At 66.6% G+C, this 23567-nt stretch carries 17 protein-coding genes; 5 read left to right on the top strand and 12 right to left on the bottom strand.

Features of this window, described 5'->3' with window-relative positions; translation table 11 throughout:
- Window position 1 precedes the first annotated feature (1 nt).
- Window positions 2-1219 (bottom strand): PQQ-dependent sugar dehydrogenase, encoded by a 1218-nt coding sequence (locus HBF26_RS00560; RefSeq protein ID WP_167122035.1) that lies wholly within the window; start codon window positions 1217-1219, stop codon window positions 2-4.
- An 87-nt stretch (window positions 1220-1306) separates the two neighbouring features.
- On the opposite strand from HBF26_RS00560, the gene HBF26_RS00555 reads away from it, so the two are divergent.
- The gene (locus HBF26_RS00555) at window positions 1307-1705 is read left to right on the top strand and encodes an ArsR/SmtB family transcription factor (RefSeq protein ID WP_240151147.1); all 399 of its coding nucleotides are present in this window, start codon (window positions 1307-1309) and stop codon (window positions 1703-1705) included.
- Between the two features lie 10 nt (window positions 1706-1715).
- Window positions 1716-2183, top strand: coding sequence for an SRPBCC family protein (locus tag HBF26_RS00550; RefSeq protein ID WP_167122033.1), 468 nt, complete (start codon window positions 1716-1718; stop codon window positions 2181-2183).
- 33 nt (window positions 2184-2216) lie between these two features.
- Here HBF26_RS00550 and HBF26_RS00545 read toward each other — a convergent pair whose 3' ends face one another.
- The 7 genes from HBF26_RS00545 to HBF26_RS00515 all read right to left on the bottom strand — a co-directional run bounded on the left by HBF26_RS00545 (window position 2217) and on the right by HBF26_RS00515 (window position 10501).
- Complete coding sequence (locus HBF26_RS00545) at window positions 2217-3485, bottom strand: NRAMP family divalent metal cation transporter (protein WP_167122031.1); 1269 nt, start codon at window positions 3483-3485, stop codon at window positions 2217-2219.
- Window positions 3475-4137 (bottom strand): BON domain-containing protein, encoded by a 663-nt coding sequence (locus HBF26_RS00540; RefSeq protein WP_167122029.1) that lies wholly within the window; start codon window positions 4135-4137, stop codon window positions 3475-3477. The genes HBF26_RS00545 and HBF26_RS00540 overlap by 11 nt, the downstream gene beginning before the upstream one ends.
- A 98-nt stretch (window positions 4138-4235) precedes the next feature.
- Window positions 4236-4715, bottom strand: a complete 480-nt coding sequence (locus HBF26_RS00535) for a host attachment protein (RefSeq protein WP_167122027.1) — start codon at window positions 4713-4715, stop codon at window positions 4236-4238.
- A 17-nt stretch (window positions 4716-4732) separates the two neighbouring features.
- Window positions 4733-5626 carry a putative universal stress family protein gene (locus HBF26_RS00530; RefSeq protein WP_167122025.1) on the bottom strand — a complete coding sequence of 298 codons (894 nt, stop codon included), beginning with the start codon at window positions 5624-5626 and terminating at the stop codon, window positions 4733-4735.
- 85 nt (window positions 5627-5711) lie between these two features.
- Complete coding sequence (locus HBF26_RS00525; RefSeq protein ID WP_167122023.1) at window positions 5712-7187, bottom strand: serine hydrolase domain-containing protein; 1476 nt, start codon at window positions 7185-7187, stop codon at window positions 5712-5714.
- A 165-nt stretch (window positions 7188-7352) separates the two neighbouring features.
- On the bottom strand, window positions 7353-10223 hold the full coding sequence (locus HBF26_RS00520) for a type 2 lanthipeptide synthetase LanM family protein (protein ID WP_167122021.1): 2871 nt from the start codon (window positions 10221-10223) through the stop codon (window positions 7353-7355).
- Between the two features lie 89 nt (window positions 10224-10312).
- Window positions 10313-10501, bottom strand: coding sequence for a DUF6229 family protein (locus HBF26_RS00515; RefSeq protein WP_167027432.1), 189 nt, complete (start codon window positions 10499-10501; stop codon window positions 10313-10315).
- 219 nt (window positions 10502-10720) lie between these two features.
- On the opposite strand from HBF26_RS00515, the gene HBF26_RS00510 reads away from it, so the two are divergent.
- On the top strand, window positions 10721-12391 hold the full coding sequence (locus HBF26_RS00510; RefSeq protein ID WP_167122019.1) for a cyclic peptide export ABC transporter: 1671 nt from the start codon (window positions 10721-10723) through the stop codon (window positions 12389-12391).
- Here HBF26_RS00510 and HBF26_RS00505 read toward each other — a convergent pair.
- The 4 genes from HBF26_RS00505 to HBF26_RS00490 are packed head-to-tail and all read right to left on the bottom strand — an operon-like array spanning window position 12342 to window position 21056.
- On the bottom strand, window positions 12342-13814 hold the full coding sequence (locus HBF26_RS00505; RefSeq protein ID WP_167122017.1) for an efflux transporter outer membrane subunit: 1473 nt from the start codon (window positions 13812-13814) through the stop codon (window positions 12342-12344). The two genes, HBF26_RS00510 and HBF26_RS00505, sit on opposite strands and share 50 nt — an antisense overlap.
- Entirely contained in the window at window positions 13811-16879 is a 3069-nt protein-coding gene (locus HBF26_RS00500; protein ID WP_167122015.1) for an efflux RND transporter permease subunit, read from the bottom strand. The genes HBF26_RS00505 and HBF26_RS00500 overlap by 4 nt, the downstream gene beginning before the upstream one ends.
- A 2-nt stretch (window positions 16880-16881) precedes the next feature.
- Entirely contained in the window at window positions 16882-19932 is a 3051-nt protein-coding gene (locus HBF26_RS00495; RefSeq protein WP_167122013.1) for an efflux RND transporter permease subunit, read from the bottom strand.
- Complete coding sequence (locus tag HBF26_RS00490) at window positions 19929-21056, bottom strand: efflux RND transporter periplasmic adaptor subunit (RefSeq protein WP_167122011.1); 1128 nt, start codon at window positions 21054-21056, stop codon at window positions 19929-19931. Before HBF26_RS00490 ends, HBF26_RS00495 begins: the two co-directional genes overlap by 4 nt.
- 193 nt (window positions 21057-21249) lie before the next feature.
- Between HBF26_RS00490 and HBF26_RS00485 the strand changes: the two genes are divergently transcribed.
- A complete protein-coding gene (locus HBF26_RS00485) occupies window positions 21250-21972 on the top strand; it encodes a response regulator (protein ID WP_275690544.1) in 723 nt (240 codons plus the stop codon).
- Window positions 21965-23272 (top strand): ATP-binding protein, encoded by a 1308-nt coding sequence (locus HBF26_RS00480; RefSeq protein WP_167122007.1) that lies wholly within the window; start codon window positions 21965-21967, stop codon window positions 23270-23272. Before HBF26_RS00485 ends, HBF26_RS00480 begins: the two co-directional genes overlap by 8 nt.
- Window positions 23273-23567 lie beyond the last annotated feature (295 nt).

Raw genomic sequence — 23567 nt, 5'->3', positions numbered from 1 at the left:
GTCACTTCGGCAGAAGGTGGTAAAGGCCGCCGGGCGAGCCGTCTTCCAGCATCCAGAGCGAACCGTCCGGCGCCTCTTCGATATCGCGGACGCGCTTGCCGACGGTCCAGCGCTGGACCGCGGTGGCTCCGCCCTTGTGGTCGAACACGACGCGAACGATGTCCAGGCTGGCGAGACCGCTCAGCAGCGCGCTGCCATTCCACTCCGGGAACCGCTTGCCCTTGTAGAACATGAGATTGCCAGGACCGATCACCGGGCTCCAATAGATCACCGGCTTCACGAGGTCGGGGCGCGTGTCGGGGCTGGGAATCGGTACGCCGTTGTAGTTGATGCCATAGGAGACCAGCGGCCAGCCGTAGTTCTTGCCACGCTCGATCAGGTTCAGTTCGTCGCCGCCGCGCGGGCCATGTTCCAGTTCCCACAGGCGGCCGTCCGGCGCGAACGCAAGGCCGTACGGCGTGCGGTGGCCGATGCTCCAGGTTTCCGCCGGGGTGCGGTTGGGACCCTTGAACGTATAGGTGCTGACGACGGGCGCCGTCTTGGCCTTCTCGGTGTCGGCCGGCGGATCGATCAGCGGAATCGTGCTCGCGCCGACCTTGCCGGCCCAGGGGTTGCCGGGCGCGGGCTTGCCGTCGAGCGTCAGCCGGAGGATCTTGCCCACCGGTTGACTGGGGTCTTGCGCGGGCGTCATGCGCTGGCGATCGCCCACTGTCAGGAAGAGATACTTGCCGTCCGGTGAGAAGGCGATCTGACCGCCGGGCTGTCCACCCTTGCCCGGGGGCACCTGGCGCCACAACACCTGGAAGCCCTCGAGCCCCGGCTTGTCGTCGAGCACCAGGCGCCCGCGACCCAGGGCCACAGCTCCGCCGTAATCGCCGGGCTCGACATAGGTGAGGTACACGTTGTGGTCGGTGGCGTAGTGAGGCGACAGGAACACGCCCAGCATGCCGTTCTGACCTTGGTAATAACTCGCCGGTATGCCCCCGAGGTCGGTCTTGGCGCCTTCCGGCGTCACGAGGGCAACGCGGCCGACCTTCTCGGTGACCAGCATGCGGCCGTCGGGCAGGAAGGCGATGCGCCATGGCACCTCCAAACTGGCCACCCTGGTGATGGTGAAGGGCAGATCGGGGTCGGGCTTCTGCTCGCCGGCGTTGGTCTGGGCGTGGGCCACGTTTGCCGTCAAAGCCGCGAATAACACCGCGTTTGCCACTTTCATCATGTCCGCGCTTCCCTCCGAGTGATTTGGGGATGTTAGCGTCGCCGCGCGTCCTGCGGACGTGACAGTTCGTTTAGGTTCGGCGGCCACTTGCAAACCGCCGATGCCGGGCTTACAGTGAACCAAATGGTTCACTATCAAGCCTCACTGGACGCCACCTTCGCCGCGCTATCCGATGTCACCCGACGGGGCGTGCTGGAACGGCTTGGCGAATCGGAAGCCTCGGTGTCCGATCTCGCCGAACGGTTCCGCATGACCCTGACAGGCATGAAGAAGCACATCGGCGTACTGGAGCAGGCCGGACTGGTGACGACGGAAAAGGTAGGGCGCGTTCGCACCTGCAAGCTGGGGCCGCGCCGGCTGGAAGAGGAGGCTGCCTGGATCGAGCGGCACCGCCAACTCTGGAGCGCACGCTTCGACGCACTGGACGAGATCGTCGAGCAACTGAAACGCAAGGAGAAGACAGATGCCCAACGAAAGAGAAGGTAATCAGGCTGCCATGAAACCGACCTCCGTGGAACGCAAAGGCGATCGCGAACTCGTTGTCACGCGGACATTCGATGCCCCCGTGCCCATCGTGTTCGAGGCCTGGAGCACGCCCGACCTGTTCAGGCAATGGTGGGTGCCGAAGTCCGCGGGCATGACGCTGGTTTCGTGCGACATGGATATTCGCACCGGAGGCACGTATCGACTCGTGTTTCGCCACCCGGCTTTCGACCAGCCGATGGCGTTCTTCGGCACGTACAAGGAAGTCACCGCGAACACGCGCATCGTGTGGACGAACGAAGAAAGCGAAGACGGCGCCGTGACTACCGTGACGTTCGAAGAGCGTGCCGGCAAGACGCTGGTCACCCTGCACGAGCTCTATCCCACCGAAGCGGCCCGCGACGACGCCATCGCCGGTTCGGCGGAAGGGCTGCCGGAGCAGTTCGCGCAACTGGACGAGTTGCTCGCCGGAAGGGCGTGACAACGGTATATCGTCAGGTCCGTCGTCCCGAGGTCACAGGAACAGACCCAGGGCGACGAGCGCCATCACCCCCGTGGCGATCCACCCGACGACGTGCAGCGAGCCCTTGAGGACGAACGGACCCATAAGCGCGCTGCTGGAGGCGGCGAGCATGATGGCCCCCATGAGGGGCACCGCGACAACGCCATTGATGACGGCAGACCAGAACAGCAGCCGGAACGGCGCGACGGGCAGGAAGGTCAGCAGCGTTCCCAGCGCCGTGGCAACCGCCAGGATCGCGTAGAACGTGCGGGCCTGGTGCACGGTGCTTTCCAGGCTGCCCTCCTGCCCAAGCCATTCGGAAAGCGCATAGGCGGCCGAACCCGCCAGCACGGGAACAGCTAGCATGCCGGTGCCGACGATTCCCAGCGTGAACAGCGTCGACGCAAGGTGGCCGCCGAGGGGATCCAGCGCGCGCGCCGCATCGGCCGAGGTTTCGATCGACGTCACGCCAGCACCGTGCAGCACCACGGCGGCGGTCAGCATGATGAAGAACGCGACGGCGTTCGAATAGATCATGCCCAGGTCGGTGTCGACACGTATGCGCCGGAATTCTTCCGGCGCGTCTTCCGGTGCGGACAGCAGCGACCGGGCGTCCGGATCGGCCCGCTCGGTCTCCACTTCCTGCGCTGCCTGCCAGAAGAAGAGGTAGGGGCTGACGGTTGTGCCGAACACGGCCGTGAGCGCGACCAGTGTCTGATGGTTCCACTGTGCCGGACGCCAATGCGCGAGCAAGTCCCGCCAGGGAATTCCCACGACGCATGCCGTGAGGACATAGGCGAGAAGACTCATCGTCAGCAGCTTGAGGATCGGCGCGTATTGCCGGAACGGAATGAACACTTCCAGCAGCAACGACACGGTGGCGCAGAGCAGGGCCAGATAGCGCGGGTGCCCGCCGGTGAGCATGGCCAGGGCATCGCCCATGGCGCCGATATCCGCGGCGAGGTTCACCACGTTGTTGACGACGAGCAACGCCACGAGGCCAACCACCACGCCACGTGGCAGGATTCGCACCAGATTCGCGGTCAGCCCCATGCCCGTTACCCGGGCTATGTGGGCACAGATCGTCTGGATGCCGATCATCAACGGCACCGTGGCCACGGTGGTCCAGAGCATCCCGTAGCCTAGCTGCGTGCCCACCTGCGAATAGGTGGCCACGCCACTGGGGTCGTCGTCCGCGGCACCCGTGACCAGACCGGCCCCGAGCCGTCGCCAGACGCCTCTCGTTCGCGCAGCGCCGACGCTGGCGGCGCTAGTCGGCACGCCATTCGATGTGCAGGTTGTCGTGTACCTTCCTGACCCCCGGAATAGCCCACGCGGCGCGCTCTATGGCCCGGCGTTCTTCGTAGTCGCCTACATCGCCCTCGAGGGTGACCTCGCCAGGGCTTACGACATCGATACGGATCCTCGCGGCTTCACCGTCCACGTGGCGGCGTAACGCGTCCTTGATCTTGTCGCGTACGTCTTCCGACTTCAGCGTCTGCTTTATGTCCACGTTGTTGATCACACCGTGGATGCCCGTCAACCGCCTTACCGCTGCCTCGGCAGCGAAGCGCTGGTAGTGCCAGTCGACGGTTCCGGTCAGGGTGATCCATCCATGCGACACCTTCACGCGGATCGAATCGGTGGGAACGGCGCTGCTCCAGGCGAGGATCCTGGCGGCGCGTGTAGCGATCTCGTCGTCGTTGACCTTCGCGTCTTCGGCAAGCCGAACCTCGATTTCCTGCGCAAGCGCTTTTACCCCCTTGATACGCCAGACCGCCTTTTCCGCGTCCACCTTCTGCGAATAGCTGGGAACGTGGCCGCTGAGGGTAACCACGCCCCCCGCAACCGACACGGCGATGCCACGGGAATCGATGCCCGGCTCGAAGTCGAGTTCCTCGATGATTTCCTGACGAAGTTGCATATCGTTCATGGTCGTTTCTCCGCTGAGAGGGGACTTTGCTTCTGGCAAGGAGGGAAGCGCTCCAATCGATCGGGATCGCGGCCGCGGGTCATGGCGCCCCGCGGTCTTCAGGCGGCAGGCCGCTTCGGTTCGGCGGCGAAGTCGTCGGGAAAACCGGCGCGCACATGACGCTCCAGCGTTTCGGCTTGCAAGCCGACAATATCCTTGCCGAGTGTGCCGGCGACGCCGGCAAGCTCGAAGTCGCCGATCTCCTCACAAAGCATGCCGAGGAAACGCGGCGGCGCGACGAGAAAGATCCGTGTATAGCGACGGTGGGTATGCGCGTCGCCCAGTTGTCCGACGATGTGCTTCGCGAATGCCCGGGCACTGTGATCCTTTCTGGTTTCGCGAGGCTCAATGACGTGTCTCGCACCGCCAACGCTCTCCTGCGATCGCGGTACCGTGCGTCCGGTGTTGAGGGCCATCGGCGGTCCCCTCAGTTCGGGATTGGCGTATGCGGCCACCTCGGTCCATGCACCTTTCCTGTCGGGTGCTTCGAACAGCCGCGCTCTTGCGGCATCGCAAGCGAGTATCCAGATCGTGGACATGGAAAGCCCCCTGGGTGTCAGTGGGAGAAGAACGTCGGGAGGGTGGTTTCGAAAAAGAGCTCGCGCGTGGTGCCTCCGACCGTCCATTCCCGCCACCGGGGATGACCGTAACCACCCGCAACGAGTAGCCCGGCTTTCACGTTCCGGCAATAGTCCAGGAGCAGGCGGCTCGGCACGCGTCCCTCGCTGTGAATCCGGTGGACAGCGACGTTGACGCCGTGCGATCGAAGCAGGAGCGCGGCGGCTTGCCCTGCATCGGCCGTGCTCTCGAGCGGCGAGGCGGGCGGATCGATGGTCACGAGGTCGACGGAGGTGGCATTCAGCAGCAATGGCAACGCGTCGTGCATCGCCCGGGTCGCTTCCGGGGAATCGGTCCAGGCGATTACGGCATGCTGGATCGGGAGCGCCATCTTGGCGCCTTCCGGGACGACCAGTACCGGCCTTCCCGAGTTGAGCAGGAGACCTGCGAAGAGCGAGTGGGTATAGGTGGCGTCCGCGATCGACCCCGAGGGGCGCGCGGTCACGACGAGATCGGTCCTGCGCGCAGCCAGTGCAGCGAGACTGGCGGGGTCATGAAAGGTGGCCTCGAGGGTCGTGACATCACCTGGAACGCCATACGAGGCCAGACGATGGCGAATGTCCTGGGCCTGCCGCCGCGCCTCGTCACGGATCTGTTCGTGACGCTCGGAAATGGCTGGGTCCATGGAGAGCGCCCAGGCGGTGGCGGCGTCCACGGGCATCGGCAGCAGCTGGATGACGCTCACCTTGGCTTTCGCAGTGGCGGCGATGGTCGCCGCCGCAGCGAGCGCGGCACTGTCGCAGCTGACCTGCGCGGCAAGGCTGCCGATGTCGTGCCAGCCGATGGATGCCTCGCCTACGCGCGTGGTTGCGGAGCGTGATGTGACGGACATGGCGTGTTCCTCCCCGGGGGATGGCACCCTTGTAACGGGTGCGCCCGGGGAGGACATTGACGAGGATCAACCCGAGGCGATTGCGCTATTGCCCGGCCTGGAGCTTCTTCAGGTGCTCGGCGCCGTGCGCATTGGAGGGATTGAGTGCCAGCGACTTGCGGTAGTTGGCGATGGCGTTGGGTTTGTCGCCGAGCGTCTCGTAGCCTTCCGCCAGGCTGTCGAAGGCGTTCCAGCTGCCCGGCCACTGCTCCGTGTTGTAGCGGAAGAGGCCGATCGCTTGCGCACTCTTACCCTCGCGCATCAGGCCGTAGGCCCAGGTGTTCACGTATTCCTCGGAGAGATGCAACTCCGGGTGCTTGCGCTTTACGTCCGCTATCACGCGAGAGGCATTGCCCGAACGGTCGTCCTGCAACGCGCGTTCGAGCGCCACGAGTGCCGGCGGCCTTCCCCAGATATCGTCCAGGGCCTTGTTCGCAAGGTCCTGCAGTTCGTTCTGCGCTTCGCCCGGCCGGTTGGCCACCAGGAAGATCCCGTAGCCGAGCGCGGGATACATTTCGATGTAGCTGGCGCACCCGAAGGTGCTGCCGGACATGCGCAGGCGCGGCTTGTTCTCGACGGTTCTGCTGAGCACCCAGTTGAGGCCCATCGCGGACGCCGCGGGGTCGCCCCAGGCCGGTTTCTGGGTCAGGCGTATGGCCGGGTCCGTCGCCGCCAGTTCCGCGGTCAGGAATTTCGCCATGTCGCGCGTGCTGTAGCGCAGCCCGCCCGCCATCAGGAATGCATCTTCGTACATGCGCGGCATGGCGACATGGCGCTTGTTGTAACCGTCGACCTCAAGGCTTTCCCGGCTCTTTCCGAACCCTGTCTGCATGCCGAAGGGTTTCTCGATGTAGCGCGCCACCAGGCTTTGATACGACTCGCCGTAGACCTTTTCGAGTATGCGGCCCATGAGCACCGGCGCGAGGTTGGAGTGTTGCGTCTGGGTGCCGGGTTTGCGACTGAGTTTTGCGCTCTTGAGTTCTTCGTACACCTGGTTCGGTGTGATGCGTTTCATCGCGTCCGTCGCGATGAAGGGTGCCTTGTCCGGATCGACGCCCACGGGAAAGGGATTGGGCAGGTTGTCGGGCAGCGCCGAAGTGGTCGTGACCAGGTCGACGACGCGCACCGGCGTGCCTTCCCATTCGAGGTTGGGATAGTCGCCGGGGAGATACTTACGGATGTCGTCCTGGAGGTTGATCTTCCCCTCCAGCACGGCGTGAGCAAGGATCAGCGCATTGAACACCTTGCTGACCGAGCCGATCTCATAGACCGAGTCTTCGGTGGGCGGTTTGTCCTTGCCGCGCGTGGTCGTACCGAAGTTGTAGAAATGCGGCTGGCCGTTCTTCACAACCGCGATCGACACGCCGTCGGCGCGGCCGTCCGCAACGAACTGGGTTCCCAGCCGCTGGAAGACGCGATCCATCCGCGCCTGCTCGGATTCGGGAGCGCTTTGCGCCACGGCAACAGCGGCGGGTATCGGGGCAAGGCAAATCAGCAAGAGGATGAGCTTGCGAAACGGCATCGTGGCTTTCCTGTGGGCGATGGAGCGTGCAATGCCGACCTCGGCCGGATGGCCGACGTCGGCTCGTCGGTGGGAGGGATGCACGGGGGCGGAAAAAGGTTGCATCCTCCGGCGCCGGGCACCCGACGGCGACCGACTCGCGCCATGTCGAACGAGGCGCCGCTTTCAGCTTGCGAGCACGCCGTGTTCCTCGGCGGCCGCACGCCGCGACGCTTCCACGCCACACTCCATCAGCAATGGCGAAGGTACCCGCGATGCGGGGTGCATGCGGATCAACTGCAGGATCGATCCGGACACGCCGCTCATCAGGCCCGGCGTGAACGCATCGCGAGCCAGGCCGCCGACGATGCCGTGTTCCTCGATGCTGGACAACACGATCACCGCGGCGGGAAGGCCGGTGTCGGGCACCAGGGCAGGGGAGAGGCGAGCCGCCCGGGTCAGCAGTTCCCAGGTGCTGAGGTCGCCATGGCAAAGGGTATGGCTGTGTCCCCAGCCCCCCTCGGCCGCGGCGCGTACCGCGCGGCGCAGCGTGTCCAGATGACGCGGGTGCCCGGTGCGCTCGTAGAGATCGCATGCCGCCATGCCGATGCCGACACTGCCATGACACCAGGTATTGGCGAAGTCGCCGCTGTCCGGTTTGCGCACATCCATCCAGTTGCCCGCGTTCGCGTCGTACAGCGATTCCTCGAAATCGAACGCCCGCTCGGCAAGCTCGAGCCAGCGGCGCCGCTCGCCACCGTCACCCGCCCCGCTGAGCCCGAGGCGTGTGAGCGCCCAGCCGCTGCCCGTCGCGCCGTGCGCGAAGCCGCCGATCGGCTCGCTGAAGATGGACGCGGGCCAGCGCGCGCCGCGATCGTCCACGATGGCGGTGGCCTCGAGATGCCTTCCCGCGCGCGCGGCCAGTGCCAGCCATCGTGCGTCGCCGGTGGCGTCGGCGAGGTTGATGAGGGGAACGATCGCGCCGCCGACGCCTTCGAGGATATCGAGCACGCGTTCGTTCTCGATGTCCCACTGTGCCATGCGGGCCGCTTGCGCGACGGCGCGGGCAAGGAAGCCTTCGCCGGGGCGCAGGTGCTCCAGCGTGAGCCAGGTCTGCACCTGCGAGCCCAATCCGATGAAGCCACCGATGGCTTCGGCTTCGTCGGTGTCTTCCGCGACGTGCAGGATGCGGAGCACGCCCTGCAGTGCCCCGGTGACCCCGGCCACCTCGTCCACGCGGCCATGCCGCATTTCTTCCGCGTACGCGGCCAGTGCCAGTGCGATACCGCCCAGGCCCACGTAGAGATTGGCTTGCAGTGTCCGCATGGTCCAACCGCCGCGACCGAGGATCGGACTGATCCAGGTCATGGTGCCGTCGTTGCCACGCACCGAGAGGCGCAGGAGTTGTTCGAGCGTCTCCCGGGCCATCGACCGGCGCCTGCGGTCCAGGTCACCGGCATGCGCCCGCCGGGCGGACAGATCGTAAGGCGAGCGCTTGTCGTCGTTGAGGCGGACGTTGAGGTGGGCGGTGACGAGGGCGCCCCGAATGGTCAGTTCCTCCAGTTCGATGCGCATGTCCAGCCAGGCACGAAACACGTCGTCGCGTTGCGCCTCGTCCAGCACGTTTGCGAAGACGGGAACGTCGCCGTAGCGCATGTCGTCGATCTCGCCGGCGATGACGGAAGGATCGGCCGGGGCGATGGGCGAGACTGCCGCGTTGCGTACCAGCAGGTCGCGAGCCCGCTCGATGGCTGCCGCTTCGTCATGCAGCGATGCCGGATGCCAGAGCATGCGCATCACTTCGACATAGGCCTGGGTGGGCCGCCGGATGCGTCGTATGCGGCATCCGACGAAGGCGTCGAGCAAGGGGACGAGTTCTCCGTTTCGGTGCCGCTCGACGAGGGTATCGGTCATCGAGCGGAAGCCCGTGACGATGTCTTCCCAGAACCGGGAGATATCGGGGTGACTGCACGGATGGTTCTTGCCGGTTCCGATGTCGACGCTCACCAGACCCACACGCGCTTCGGTGGTGCCGGGATCGACAATCTCGGGCACGCGAATCTTCGGTTGCTCGCCCTGGAGCGCGCCGATGGCGGAAATGTCGACGCCGTCGAGGCCGAGCACGGGCGCGCGGAAGGGCACGAGACCCGTGCGCAGCACGGAGGAGCGAATGAGCGCCTGCGCAAGGTCCACCGCTTCGCCCTTCTGCGACGGCGGGGGCGGAACCTCGGTGACGAAGAGGCTCTCGACATCGACCACATAGGGCACGACGGATGAGGCGATGAGGTTTTCATAGTGGATATCGGTACCGCCGAGGAGGCGCATCACCGCCAGCCAATGCCCGATGTTGCGATAGAAGATGGACAGCTGGGTGTCGTCGGCACAGTAGATATGCTCGACGTGGCGGCTCCAGCCATAGTCGCCGCGGTCCAGCACGGCGGGTACGCGTATCCGCGACGCATCGCCGGGGAGCACGGTTGCCAGGAAATCGTCCAGGGCCGCATCGACGCGCAGCGACCTTGGCTTGTACATCACCGTTCCGCCGTGGAACGTGAGGCGCGCCACGGACTGACCGCCCTCGTGCACGTCGCCTTCGCCGAGGTCGAGCGCGCGCAGTTCGCCAAGTTTTGCCCCGACGAAGCGAGACAGGGCTTCGCGATCGGTTGCCAGCCGCGAAAGCATGGCGGTGATCGCCCGGCGCTGGTGGTCCAGCACACGGGTAAGGCGGCCGTGCAACACGGGGTATCGGCGATCGAGCGCCGCGGAGAACTCAGGGGTCATGGCTCGCGCGATGAAGGCGGCGAAGCGCATGGCCTCGCTACCTTCGGGCAGATCGCCGGAGAGCTTGGCTGCATGCAACTCGAGCAGGAGCACACGGTTGAGCTTTCGCTCCGCGTTATCCAGCAAGGCGCGCTCCGCGCCCGCTGCGATGAGCAGACGCTCCGCGTCGTTGAATCCAGGCTGACGGCCGATATCTTCGGCGAGTTGCCGGCGCGCGTCGCGCGCGAAGAAGGCGATGACAGGAGCGAAGGCGTTCTGCGAGGCGGATGCATCCATGGGTGTTCCGAAGCGGTACCCTTGCGGATTTGAGGGATGGCGAAGGGATAGCCGTGGTGGTTGGCCACGGCTATCGCGGCTACTGCCTGTCAGCAGCAGACGCCCGGCCGGGAAGCCGTACACGAACTGCAATTCGAAACCAGTGCGATGTCCGTGCTGGTCATCGCCATCACCGTCTGGGCATGGCCCTCGGTGTAGAGCGAGCCGGCCGGGTTGTCATACCCACCCACGCTATCGGCGCCACTCAGCCATCCCGCCAGGATCTTGTCGGTCTGCATACGAGTACTCCTCAGGTTTTTTTTCAGGTGTGCGCCCGGACGTTGAAGAAAGCGCGTCGCGGCGGGCGCGTCCACGACGACGCTGCCGAAGCATTCTGAAGAGTTCCGAAGGCGTATTCGCCGCGCTTGCCGAATTAGCGTGCAATCGATACCGCATGACGGCTATGCGTTTCTGGCACCATGTGAGGACGTCGCTTCCTCGGAGGGAAGGGTGCTTCGATGATCCTCAAGCGCTTCATCGTTCAGCACCGCGCCCTTGTGCTGGGGGCCGTGGTTCTTTCCGCCGCAAGCGCGGCCTGCACCATGGCCTTGCTGTCGCATATCAACGAACTCGCGGCAAATGGCCTGCCTGCCATCCGTACAGCGGCCCTGTGGGTGGGTGCAGGCTGGTTGCTGGCCGTGCTCGCAACCGGTGCCATGTCGCAGTTCATTCTTGCGCGCCTGGGCGGCGATCTGGTCGCACAGCTGCGCCTCGTTCTGTCGCGCCGCTTCATCGACCTGGAGTACGAGAAGCTGGCCAACGAGAAACATGCGATCTTCGGCTCACTCATCGAGGACGTGGCAAGCATCGCGCCACTGGTGCTCGTCGCGCCCCTGTTGGCGTACAACCTGCTCCTCGTCGCGCTCTATGCCGGCTACCTGGCCAGCGTGTCGTCGCCGCTCCTGTGCATACTCGCGCTCTTTCTCTGCGCCACGGTGGCAGCCTCGCTCGCGCTGGAGCGATTCCTTCGCCGCCGCTTCGACGCTCTGCGCGAAGCCAACGAAAAAGTGTTCGAATACTTCCGCTACCTGAGCGAGGGGAAGAAGGAACTGGCACTCAATTCGGCGCGTGCACGGCACGTCGCCGATCAGCTCATCCGGCCGGCCATAGGCCGTTCGCGGCGCCTGATGATCCAGGTGCATACGGGCCTCGGTTTCAACGAAGCGTGGTCGTCGGCAGTGATCTACGCATCGGTGTTCGTCGTCGTCTATGTCGGCTATGCGACGCTGGCGTTGCCGCAGGCGACCATCATGCGCTTCGTGATCGGTGCGCTTTTCCTCAGCGGGCCCGTGGCGTTCATCGTGAGCGCCGCTCGGCAGGTAGGTGTGGGCACCGCCAGCTTGCGGCACCTCCAACGGGTGGGATTGGACCTTGGTGGCGAGGTCGAACCCTCCGCGCCTGGACACGAGTCGGAAGGCCGGGACACATGGAGCAACATGGCGCTTCGGGATGTCACCTATGCCTATCCTGGCGACGAGGACGGACGCATCGCGTTGGGGCCGATCGACATGGAAATCCGGCGCGGTGAACTTCTGTTCATCGTAGGGGGCAATGGCAGCGGCAAGTCCACGCTGTTGCTCCTGCTCGCCTCGCTGCTCACCCCACGCACAGGCGAACTCCTGATCGACGGCGTGCCGCTGGATCGGGACAAACAACGGCATCGCCGGCGCTTCACCGGCGTGTTCGGCGACTTCTTCCTCTTTCCCCATGTGCTCGATGCCGCTGGACGCACCCTTTCCGACGAGCGCATCCGGAACCTTCTCGCGTCCCTTGGGCTGGGTTCCCAGGTACGGGTCGAGCAGGGGGAACTGTCGAAACTCACCCTCTCCACCGGGCAGCGGAAGCGCCTGGCGCTTCTGCAATGCTACGCGGAAGACCGCGATATCTTCTTCTTCGACGAGTGGGCCGCCGATCAGGATGTGCACTTTCGCGATTACTTCTACCGTACCCTGCTGCCGGACCTGAAGGCGCAGGGCAAGACGGTCGTGGCGATCACCCACGACGACCGTTATTTCGGTCTGGCGGACCGCGTGCTGAAGCTCGAGGCAGGGCGGGTCGTGTCCGAGTGGCCGGCCGAGGTCATCGATCGGTATCCAGCCGACCCCGCGCGATCTTCGTTGCAGCGGTAGCGCCACCGGCAGCCACCCACAGTTTTACGCTGGCCATCGCTTCCTGGGCCTGCGCATCGGCGGCATTCTTCCGTGCCACGGCCTCGCTCAGCTCGTCCGCGAGTACATCGTTGGCGCTGGCCGTGCCGGCCGCATGCTGCGCGCGGCGGTTCGCGAGCAGGGTGGCCTGGCGTGCGAGCACATCGCCCTGTATCCGGCGCTGCTCGCCCAGGTGATTGAGCGCGGAAAGGTCGTCCTCCACTTCCTGCATGGCGGCCAGTACCGCCTGGCGATAGCCGGCCGCGGCACTGTCGTAACCGGCCTTGGCCTGGGCCACGCGCGAACGTCGCGCGCCGCCGTCGAACAGCGTAACCGCAAGTTGCGGACCGAGCGACCAGATCTCATGCGGCGCGCTGAACAGGTGTGCGAGCGACGACCCCTGATAGCCGCCACTGGCGGTTAGCTGGATCGTCGGGAACCACGCCGCCTGCGCGACGCCCACCTGCGCGTTCGCCGCGGCCACTTGCCGCTCCGCTGCAGCGATATCCGGGCGCGCCCGCAACACGTCCGAGGGCAGGGTGGCCGGAACGGCCGGGGTGACGAAGCGATATCCGGCTTGCGGCTCGAGGGAAAACGCCGCCGGCGCGCTGCCGCAGAGCACCGCCAGGGCGTGCTCTGCCTGCTCGCGGGAGATGCGCGCCGTTGTCAGCGCGGTGGTCGCCTGGTCGAGGCGGTTGCGCGCGGCCAGTACGTCGTCGAACGATGCCCCTCCTAGCGCATGCGCCGCCTCGCTCGTATCGCGCAGCGCGCGGTAAAGGGCCACCTGCCGGCCCAGCAGTTCGAGATCGATATCGAGCTGGCGTATGGAAAGGTAGGTGCTTATCACGGTGCCGGCGATACTCAGGCGCTGCGCACTTGCCGTGGCGCCGCTGGCGTCTGCCGTGGCTCCGGCAGCGATCGTCTGTTGACGCACGCTGCCCCACACATCCGGCTCCCAGCTCGCGTTGGCCTGCACGGCCACGCGCGTCGTCACGCCGTCGGTCAGCCCTTCAAGACCCGGCAACCCTGCCGGGTCCACCTGACGCAGCGCATTGCTGCTGCGGCTTCCGCTCACGCCCAGGCCGAGCGCGGGCCATGCGGCGGCACGTGCCTCGCCCACCGCGGCAAGTGCCTGCCGCCAGTTGGCTTCTGCCTGTTCGATCGCGGGGTTCGCGGCGAGCGAGCGCGCCACCAGCGCATTCAGCGCGGGATCGCCGTAGGCCTTCCACCACGGACCATCGTCGACGACGGCCGCGCCAGGGGTCACGCGGTTCCATGTGACGCCCGCATCCTTGAAGGAGGCGGGAGTCTCCAGCGCAGGGGGGCGATACGCCGGGCCCACGGTGCAGGCGGCGAGGCAGGCGAGCATGACAAGACCTGCGAGACGTACAGGAGCGTGGATCATGGTGTGGCGTCCGTTGGGGCGCGCCGGCGATGCCAGCGCTCGATACACAGGTAAATCGCGGGCGTTGAGTACAGGGTGAGTAGCTGGCTCAGCAGCAGGCCGCCGATGATGGCGACGCCCAGCGGGTGGCGGAATTCGGCGCCATAGCCCCCGACGAACACCAGCGGCACCGCGCCCAGCACGGCGGCGAGCGTGGTCATCAGGATGGGCCGCAGGCGCGCCAGGCTTGCGCGATAGATGGCGTCGCCCGGCTCCAGGCCGCGCACACGTTCCTCCACCAGCGCGAAGTCGATCATCATGATCGCGTTCTTCTTCACGATGCCGATCAGCAGGATGATCGCGATCAACGCGATCACCGTGAACTCGTAGCCGCACAGCAGGAGGGCGAGCAACGCGCCCGCGCCGGCGGAGGGTAACGTGGAAAGCACGGTGAGCGGGTGGCGGAAGCTTTCGTAGAGGATGCCGAGCACGATGTACACCGCGGCAAGCGCCGCGATCAGCAGCACCGGCATCGTGCGAATCGTATCGGCGAAGGCGCCGGCGCTGCCACCGAAGCCCGCATGCACACCCGGCGGCAGGTGCATGGCCTCCACCGTGCGGGTGATCTTCGTGCGCACCGCGCCGATCGACGCATCCGGCTTGAGGTTGAACGAGAGCGTCACCGAAGGCGACTGGCCCTGGTGCGAGAGCGCTATGGCGGCCGGCGTGGTGGAGTAGGCCGCCACCGCCGAAAGGGGCACGAGCGCCGCCGGCGTCTGTGAAGACGGTACATAGATCCGCCTGAGCGCATCCGGCGATTGCCAGTACCGCGGGGCCAGCGCCATCACCACGTGGTATTGGTTCAGTGCCTTGTACATCGTGGAGACCTGGCGTTGCCCGAACGCGTCATACAAGGCCTGGTCGATCGCGGCCACGTCGACGTGCAGCCGGGCGGCCGCCGTGCGGTCGATCTGCAAGGTGGCGCCCAGGCTGCGGTCCTGGCGGTCGCTGGCCACATCGGCCAGCTCCGGCATGGCGCGAAGCGCCGTCTCCACCCGGGGCACCACGCGATCGAGATCGGCCTGCGATGCGGCCGACAGCGTGTATTGATATTGCGCAGCGGTCTGCCGTCCGCCGACGGCGATATCCTGGATCGCCTGCAAGGTCACGGTCACCCCGGCATCCTTCGCGAACCGCTCCCGCGCACGGTCCATGACCGCCGCGGCGCTCGCGGTGCGTGGTTTGCCCAGCGCCTTCAGCGTGATGTACACCGCGCCGGTGTTGTTGGCATTCACGCCGCTGCCGCCGACGAAGCCGAACACGTTCTCCACGTCCGGATCGCGGCGAAGGGCTTCCGCCACTGCCTGGAAGCGTCGTTGCATCTCGGCGAAAGAGATGTTCTGGGGGGCGAGCACCTGGCCGATCAGCAGGCCCGTATCCTGCTGGGGAAAGAAGCCCTTGGGAATGGCGACCATGAGGCCCAGCGTGGCGAACATCGCGAGCACCGTCATGCCCACCATCGTGCGCGGGTGCCGCAGCGCCACCTTCAGGCTGCGGCCGTACCAGCCGTTCTCGCCCGCGCCCTGTGCCTGGGGATCGTTTGAGCGCCGCAGCAGCATTCCGCTCATCACCGGTGTCAGTACCAGCGACACGATCATCGATATGACGATGGCAGCGGAGAGCGTGACGGCGAACTCGCGGAACAGGCGGCCGACAAGACCGCCCATAAGCAGCAGCGGGATGAACACCGCCACCAGAGAGACGCTGATGCTCAGCACGGTGAAGCCCACCTCGCCCGCGCCGTCCAGCGCCGCCTGCACGCGCGACTTGCCCATGCCCAGGTGGCGCACGATGTTCTCCACCACCACGATGGCATCGTCCACGACAAAGCCGGTGGAGATGGTCAGCGCCATCAGCGAGAGGATGTTCAGGCTGTATCCGAGTGCCCACATCACGGCAAAGGTGCCCAGCAGCGAAAGCGGCACGGCGATCGCCGGAACGAGCGTCGTGCGCCAGTCGCGGAAGAACGCCCAGGTGACTGCGATGACGAGCAGCACGGAGATCACCAGCGTCAGCTCCACATCGTGCAGGGAGGCGCGGATGGTCTGCGTGCGATCAAGCACGGGACTCAGCCTGATATCGGCGGGGATCGAGGCCTGCAACTCGGGCAGCATCGCACGCAGGCGATCCACAGTGGCCACGACATTGGAGTCGGGGCGCTTGCTGATGATGATGGCAACGGCCGTTTCTCCATCCACCGTACCCCAGTTGCGCAGGTTTTCCAGGTTGTCGGTCACCGTGCCCAGGTCGGAAAGCGACACCTGCGCGTCGTCATGCGTACGGACGACGAGTGGCGCGAACGCGGCCGCATCACCCAGGGCGTCGTTGGCTCCGAGCACGGCGCTGCGCCCGGCATGGTCGATCTGGCCCTTGGGCCCGTTGGCGTTCGCGCTGGCCAGTACCCGGCGCACGTCTTCCAGGGCCAGCCCGTGGTGGTTGAGCTTGTCGGGGTCGATCTCGACGCGCACCGCGGGCAACGAACCGCCGCCCACCATCACGTCGCCCACGCCTTCGGTCTGCAACAGGCGCTGCTGCAACACGGTGGAGGCGGCGTCGTACATCTGCGCGGTGCTGGCCGTCTTCGAGGTAAGGGCCAGCACCAGGACGGGGGCTTCCGCGGGGTTCACCTTGCGATAGGTGGGATTGCCGGCGAGATCCGCGGGCAGTCGGCTGCGCGCGGCATTGATCGCGGCCTGCACATCGCGCGAGGCACCGTCGATGTCGCGGTCCAGATCGAACTGCAACACGATGCGCACCGAGCCGGCGTAGCTCGTGGAGGTCATCTCGGTGATGCCGGCGATGCCGGTGAACTGTCGTTCCAGCGGCAGCGCCACTGCGCTCGCCACGGTGCCCGGAGCGGCACCTGGCAGCGTGGCAGTCACCGCGATGGTCGGGAATTCCACCTGAGGCAAGGCAGCCACGGGCAGGGCGCGGAACGCCAGGATGCCTGCCAGCGCCAGGGCGACGGCCAGCAGGGTGCTCGCAACGCGGCGGGTCAGGAACGGCGCGGAAAGATTGAGCGCCATGGTCAGATGTGGCTCGCCACCGCGTGTTCCGCACGGTGCAGGCTGAGGTAGATGGCCGGCGTGGTGAACAGCGTCAGCAACTGGCTCACGATGAGTCCGCCGATGATCGCCACGCCCAGCGGTTCGCGCAGTTCCGAGCCCATGCCCCCGCCGAAGGCCAGCGGCACGGCGCCCAGCAGCGAGGCCAGGGTGGTCATGAGGATGGGGCGGAAGCGCAGTTCGCATGCCTCGCGAATCGCATCGAGCGGCGGCTTGCCCTCGCGTTCGCGTGCGATGGCGAAGTCGATCATCATGATCGCGTTCTTCATCACGATGCCGACCAGCAGCACCACGCCGATCAGGGCGATGATGTCGAAATCCAGGCCGACGAGGCCGAGCGCCAGTACCGCGCCCAGTGCCGCCGAGGGCAGCGTCGAGAGGATGGTCAGCGGATGGATGAAACTCTCGTACAGGCAACCCAGCGTGAGGTACACCACCACGACGGCCGCGAGCAGCAGGGCGGCCTGGCCGTCGAGCGAACCGGCGAAGCTGCCCAGCGTGCCCTGCATGTCCAGCCGCACCGACGCTGGCAGCTTCGCCTCCTCCACCCGCTTCTCCAGGTGCGAAACTGCCTCATCGAGCGCCACGCCACCGGCCAGGTCGAACGAGAGGTCCACATACGGGAACTGGCGTTCGCGCATCAGCACCACTGGCGCGTCGTCGCCACCGATGCGTGCGACGGCGGCGAGCGGTACGGGCTTGCCGTCCGTGCCGGGCACGTAAAGTGCGCGCAGGGCGGCCTCCGGTGTCGCCGCCCCCGTCGCCGCGCCCACCACCACGTGGTACTGCGAGAGGTCGGTGTAGATCGTCGTGACCTGTTGCTGGCCGAAAGCTGCATACAACGCGTCGTCGATCGCCTGCACCGTCACGCCCAACTGCGCTGCGCGTCGGCGGTCGATGCCGAGCATGATGCGGCGGCCACGTTCCAGCGCATCGCTGTGCACGTCGGTGAACACGGGGTCCGTGCGCATGCCGGCCAGTACGCGGCGGCCGGCATCCACCAGCGCAGTGCCATCGGCGGACGCCAGGCCCACGGTGTACGTGGATGAGCCGGCGTGCGTATCGAGCGTCAGGTCCTGCACGGGATGCAGATACAAGGTGGCGGGATCCTTGCTGCCCGCCACTGCCCGGACCAGGCGGGCCACCACTTCGGCGGCCGGTTCGCCGCCGTCGCCCGGGGCGCGCAGCCGCACCTGCACGGGGGCGGTGCCCGGCATCGGATTCGTCTGGTCGATTCCCAGCGAGGACGACACGCCGGCCACCGCGGGGTCTTTCAGCAGAGTGTCGATCGCGGTGGCCTGCAATTCGCGCATGCGGGCGAACGAGGCATCCACAGGCCCTTTCACCGCGCCTTGCAGCAGACCTGTGTCCTGCACGGGAAACAGGCCTTTGGGCAGCACCAGCACCGTGGCGACCGTTGCGAGCGTGGCCAGCGCCACCGCGGCCAGCATCCAGCGGCGACCGGCGAGGGCACGGTCCAGCAACTTCACGTAGGCGCCTTCGAGGCGCTTGAGCCATCGCTGTCGATCGTGTGCCTGGGGGCGCAGCAGGCGCGCGCACAGCGTCGGCGTGAGCGTCAGCGTGATGAGCGCCGAAACGACGATGGCTGCGGAAAGGGTAACGGCGAACTCGCGGAACAGGCGGCCCACGACGTCGCCCATGAACAGCAGCGGGATCAGCACCGCGATGAGCGCGAGCGAGAGGGATACGATGGTGAAGCCCACTTCGCCGGCCCCTTCCGTCGCGGCCTTGCGGGGTTCGGTGCCGTCGTCCACGTGCCGGGCCACGTTTTCGATCATCACGATGGCATCGTCCACGACGAAGCCCGTGGCCACGGTGAGCGCCATCAGCGTGAGGTTGTTGAGACTGAAACCCAGCGCGTAGGTCGCCGCCACCGTGCCCACCAGCGACACGGGCACGGCGATGGCCGGCACGAGGGTGGCGCGCCAGTCGCCGAGGAACACCCATACGGTGGCGATCACCAGCATCAGTGCGAACAGCAGCTCCCATTCCACGTCGTGGACGGAGGCACGGATGCTGCCGGTGCGGTCGTTGAGCACCGCGAGCTTCACGTTGGCGGGCAGGCTGGCGCCGAGTCGCGGCAGCTCGGCGGCGATCCGGTCCACCGTCGCCACCACGTTCGCGCCCGGCTGACGCTGGATGCTGATGAGGATGGCCGGCTCGCGATCGGCCCACGCGGCCTGTCGCGTATCTTCCGCGCCTTCGGCCACCGTGGCGATGTCGCGCAGACCGAGCAACGCACTCTCGCCTGCGGCAAGCACAACGCCGGCAAACCCAGCCGCATCGGTCAACTGGTCGTTCGCGCCCACCGCGTAGGAGAGGTCCGGGCCATCGATCAAACCCTTCGCGCCGTTGACGCTGCCGGCCTGGATCGCGTCGGTGACGCTGGCGAGGGTTAGCCCCTTCTGGTTCAGCGCCGGCATGTTCACCGCCACGCGCACGGAGGGCCGCTCGCCGCCGCTCACGGTCACCCGGCCCACGCCCGACATCTGCGAGATGGCCTGTGCGATACGCGTCTCGGCCAGCTCCTGCACGCGCGTGAGCGGCCATTGCGCCGAGGTCATCGCCAGCGTAAGCACCGGTGGATCGGCCGGATTCACCTTGCTGTAAACCGGCGGGTAGGGAAGGTCCTTCGGCAGGTACGCGTTGGCGGCATTGATCGCCGCCTGCACTTCCTGCTCCGCCTCGTCCAGCGATGTGGAAAGCTCGAAGGTGAGCGTGACGACCGAGGCGCCCAGTGCGCTGCTCGAATCCATGCGCTGCAGCCCGGCCATTTGCCCAAGCTGGCGCTCCAGCGGCGAGGTGACGCTCGACGCGGTGACATCGGGGCTGGCACCGGGCAGGTTGGTATAAACCTGGATGGTGGGGTAATCCACCTCGGGCAGTGCGGAAACCGGCAGCGCGCGCCAACCGAGGATGCCGGCCAGCAGCACGGCCAGCATCAGCAGCGCGGTGGCAACGGGCCGCTGGATGAAGGGGCGCGACAGGTTCATGGTCTGGAGGCTTCGCTCACCGCGGCGCCGTCGACGAGCGCATCGCCACCGGAAATCACCACACGTTCGCCGGCCTGCAAGGCCGCGCCCCCGCCGGGAGTCGTGATCGCCTGCATCGTCCCATCGACGGGCCCCGCGATCACCGCGCGCTGCACGGCTTTCCCGCCGATGGCGACAAAGACGAAGTCGCCCTTCACGCCATGCTGGATCGCACGGGCCGGCACCACGCTGGCAGCACGAAGCGTATTCACGCGCAGGCGTGCGTTGACGAACTGGTTCGGATAGAGCGTCATCGGGTCGTTCGGGAATATCGCGCGCATGGTGACCGTTCCCGTCGTCGTATCCACGCGGTTGTCCACGGCCTCCAGCACCCCGCGGCCCAGCGGTTTGCCGGCGCGATCGGCCAGTTCCACCGGCACCTCCCCGCGATGCATGGCGGCGAGCACCTGGCCGAGTTGGTCTTCCGTGACCGCGAACTTCACGCTGATGGGTGAAACGGTGGCCAGGGTGACGATGCCGCCGGTATCCGAAGGCGCCACGAGGTTGCCGACATCCACCGCGCGCAGGCCTGCCACCCCGCCGATGGGCGCGGCTACCCGGGTGTAGCCGAGTTGCACCGCCAGGTTGTCGCGCTGGCCCCGGTCGCTGCGCACGGTGCCCATGGCCTGTTCCACGGCGGCGGCTTGCGTGTCCACCTGCTGCTGCGTCACCGAACCGATCTTCACCAGTTCGCGGTAACGGGCAAGATCGGCCTGGGCGTTGCGCAGTGCGGCCTCGTCACGCTGCAATGCACCTTCGGCGGCTGCCACCTGTGCGCGCAGGGCGCGGTCATCGATGGTGGCCAGCACGTCGCCGGCCTTCACCGCCTGGCCTTCGCGGAAGTTCAGCCCGGTGAGCGTGCCCTCCACCTGCGCGCGCACGGTCACGGTATGCGTCGGCGTCACGGTCCCGATGGCGTCCACGTACACATCCACCTCGCGCCGCTGCACCGGTTGCGTGGCGACCACGCGCGGGTGTTCGGTAGCGGCAGCGGGTGCACGATGCCGGTACCACGCCACGAGGGCGAGCACGGCAGCAACAAGCATGACCAGGCCGGCGTAGCGCCAGCGGCGTCGGGTCTTCATCGAACGACTCCGGAGGAGAGAGGGCAGGCCCGCAAGGCCGGCGGGCAGGCAGGCCGAAATGGTCGAAAGGCCCGGTTGGGCAGTGATGTCGCCTGTAACGGAAATTGTTACAGGCTATTTCAGGCCGGTTTTTCGCCTTGCGGTCGTCGGCGGGGCACACCCAGAATGGTGGCCCGGTTACCGAGTCCCGCCCTTGAACGCGCGCGCACCACGAATCCTGATCCTCGACGATGACGACGAGTTGCGCGGCATGCTGCGCCGCTACCTCAGCGGGCACGGCTTCGACGTGCACGCCGTGGGCAACGCCGGGCAGCTGGATCGGGCGCTGGAACGCGAACCCTACGATGCACTGGTGCTCGATCTGATGATGCCCGGCGAGGATGGTCTTTCCGTCTGCCGTCGGCTGCGCTTCGGCGGCCACACCATCCCCATCCTCATGCTCACCGCGCGCGGGGAGGCGGTGGACCGCATCGTGGGCCTGGAAATGGGCGCGGACGATTACCTCGCCAAGCCGTTCGATCCGCGCGAACTCACCGCGCGTCTGCAGGCGATGTTGCGCCGGCAGAAGATGCTGCACAGCACGCAGACATGGGGCACGGACGACGTGATGACATTCGGCCCGTTCGTCCTCAATGTGTCGCGCGTGGAGTTGCGCCGGGGCGACGACGTCATCGCGCTGTCGAGCCTGGAGTTCCAGTTGATGCGCGTGTTCGCGGCCAACCCGCGGCGGCCCATGTCGCGCGACCACCTCCTGGACAAGGTAAAGGGCAGGGAACACGAATCGCTGGATCGAAGCCTCGATGTGCAGGTGCTGCGCCTGCGCCGCAAGATCGAGGACGATCCTTCCGCGCCGAAGTACATCCGCACCGTGTGGGGCATCGGGTACATGTTCGTGCCCGATGGCAGCCATGGTTAAGCTGTTGCCGCGCACGCTGTTCGGGCGCAACCTCGGCCTGCTTCTCGCTTTCGCCCTCCTCGCGCAGTTGCTCTGGGTCGCCGCCTTCCTTTACGTGCAGGGGCCTCGCGCGGCGGAGGTCGGCCGGCTCGTCGCCATCGAACTCAACGCCATCGATAGCGCGTTCGCGCATATGGCGCCGGCGGAGCAGCGCGCCTACCTGAACTACCTCACCGGCTCGGGCCGGCTCATCCTGCAGGAGAACCCGCCGCCACCCGACACGGCCGTCGGAAACAGCATCTCGCTGGTCGCCAGGTTTGCCGGCAGCATGCGCGACAACCTCTCTCCCGACATGGCCTTCCGCTGGGCGGACGCGCCGCAGCCGCACCCCTGGGTGCGCATGAACATCGGCGACCGCCGTGCATGGTTCACCTTGCCGCCCAGCGCGATGTCGCGGGAAAGCCTCATCACGTCCGTACTGCTCGTCTCACTCACGATCATGGCGCTGGCCACCGCCATAGCGCTGCTGATCCAGCGTCGCATCAACCGCCCCCTGCGTGATGTGGTTGACGCGGCGCGGCTGGTGGGCGAGGGCGCGGACGTACGGCTTCCCGAATACAGCGTTGCCGAGCTGGCCGAAGTGGCGACGCATTTCAATGCCATGTCCGACAATCTTCGCGGCATGGAAGCGGTACGTGCGGAAATGCTGGCGGGCATATCCCACGATATCCGCACGCCCCTGACAAAGCTTCGCCTTGCGCTGGAGTCACGCGAGCGCAACGCGCCGGAAGTGGCGCATATTGAACGGATCGACGCCATCGTGAGCCAGTTCCTCGATTATGGCCGCGCCGGTTCGGGTGGCGGCGAACAGATGGTGGATGCGGACCTCAACACGCTGGTGATGCAGCTCGCCGGCGAGTTCGAGGCGCGCGATGTGCCGTTCCAGCTTTCCCTGGCGCCGTTGCCCGCGCTGCGTTTCCGGCCGGTTTCCATGCAACGCGTGCTGGCCAACCTGATGGAGAATGCCGTGCGTTATGCCCGCACTGGCCTGGAAGTGCGCACGCGTTACGACGAGGGCCACGTGCATGTCGATGTCCTGGACCGTGGTCCGGGGATACCGTACGACCAGGTGGCACGGATGCGGCAGCCGTTCACGCGCGCCGATACAGGCCGCGCCAGTGTGCCCGGTACCGGCCTGGGCCTGGCGATCGTCGACCGCCTCGTGCGCCTGCATGGCGGCACGCTCTCGCTCGTGGCGCGCAGCGGCGGTGGGCTCTGTGCCAGCGTGGCCTTGCCGTTGCGCGCCGTGGTCTTGCGTTGAAGCCTCCTGAAACAACTGGGTTCGTTTTCGACATCACCTGCCAGCTGACGCTGTATAGCCTCTATGGGGTCGGCACTTCCGCCGGCGCCACAAGGAGACTTCCATGCGAACGCTGTTTGTCGCCGCCATTGCGCTGACGTGGCCGTCATGAAGGCCAACGCCGGGCGCTGATCGCGCCACCCTTGCCCGGATACCCCGGCAACTGATTCGCTTTGCGGCAGCGCGGCCCGCTCCCCCCAACCGTCCGTCCCCCGCGCACGGTGCCGCGCTGCCGCTCCTTTTTCAGCAAAAGGAT

It is taken from the genome of Luteibacter jiangsuensis (assembly GCF_011742555.1).
Taxonomy (GTDB): Bacteria; Pseudomonadota; Gammaproteobacteria; order Xanthomonadales; family Rhodanobacteraceae; genus Luteibacter; species Luteibacter jiangsuensis.
This window is presented reverse-complemented; position numbering and strand designations above follow the sequence as displayed.

Bases quoted from the DNA above. Each gene is read 5' to 3' on its own strand.
- HBF26_RS00560 (WP_167122035.1), bottom strand. From the start codon at position 1,219: ATGATGAAAGTGGCAAACGCGGTGTTATTCGCGGCTTTGACGGCAAAC.
- HBF26_RS00550 (WP_167122033.1), top strand. From the start codon at position 1,716: ATGAAACCGACCTCCGTGGAACGCAAAGGCGATCGCGAACTCGTTGTC.
- HBF26_RS00540 (WP_167122029.1), bottom strand. From the start codon at position 4,137: ATGAACGATATGCAACTTCGTCAGGAAATCATCGAGGAACTCGACTTC.
- HBF26_RS00535 (WP_167122027.1), bottom strand. From the start codon at position 4,715: ATGTCCACGATCTGGATACTCGCTTGCGATGCCGCAAGAGCGCGGCTG.
- HBF26_RS00530 (WP_167122025.1), bottom strand. From the start codon at position 5,626: ATGTCCGTCACATCACGCTCCGCAACCACGCGCGTAGGCGAGGCATCC.
- HBF26_RS00525 (WP_167122023.1), bottom strand. From the start codon at position 7,187: ATGCCGTTTCGCAAGCTCATCCTCTTGCTGATTTGCCTTGCCCCGATA.
- HBF26_RS00520 (WP_167122021.1), bottom strand. From the start codon at position 10,223: ATGGATGCATCCGCCTCGCAGAACGCCTTCGCTCCTGTCATCGCCTTC.
- HBF26_RS00515 (WP_167027432.1), bottom strand. From the start codon at position 10,501: ATGCAGACCGACAAGATCCTGGCGGGATGGCTGAGTGGCGCCGATAGC.
- HBF26_RS00510 (WP_167122019.1), top strand. From the start codon at position 10,721: ATGATCCTCAAGCGCTTCATCGTTCAGCACCGCGCCCTTGTGCTGGGG.
- HBF26_RS00505 (WP_167122017.1), bottom strand. From the start codon at position 13,814: ATGATCCACGCTCCTGTACGTCTCGCAGGTCTTGTCATGCTCGCCTGC.
- HBF26_RS00500 (WP_167122015.1), bottom strand. From the start codon at position 16,879: ATGGCGCTCAATCTTTCCGCGCCGTTCCTGACCCGCCGCGTTGCGAGC.
- HBF26_RS00495 (WP_167122013.1), bottom strand. From the start codon at position 19,932: ATGAACCTGTCGCGCCCCTTCATCCAGCGGCCCGTTGCCACCGCGCTG.
- HBF26_RS00490 (WP_167122011.1), bottom strand. From the start codon at position 21,056: ATGAAGACCCGACGCCGCTGGCGCTACGCCGGCCTGGTCATGCTTGTT.
- HBF26_RS00480 (WP_167122007.1), top strand. From the start codon at position 21,965: ATGGTTAAGCTGTTGCCGCGCACGCTGTTCGGGCGCAACCTCGGCCTG.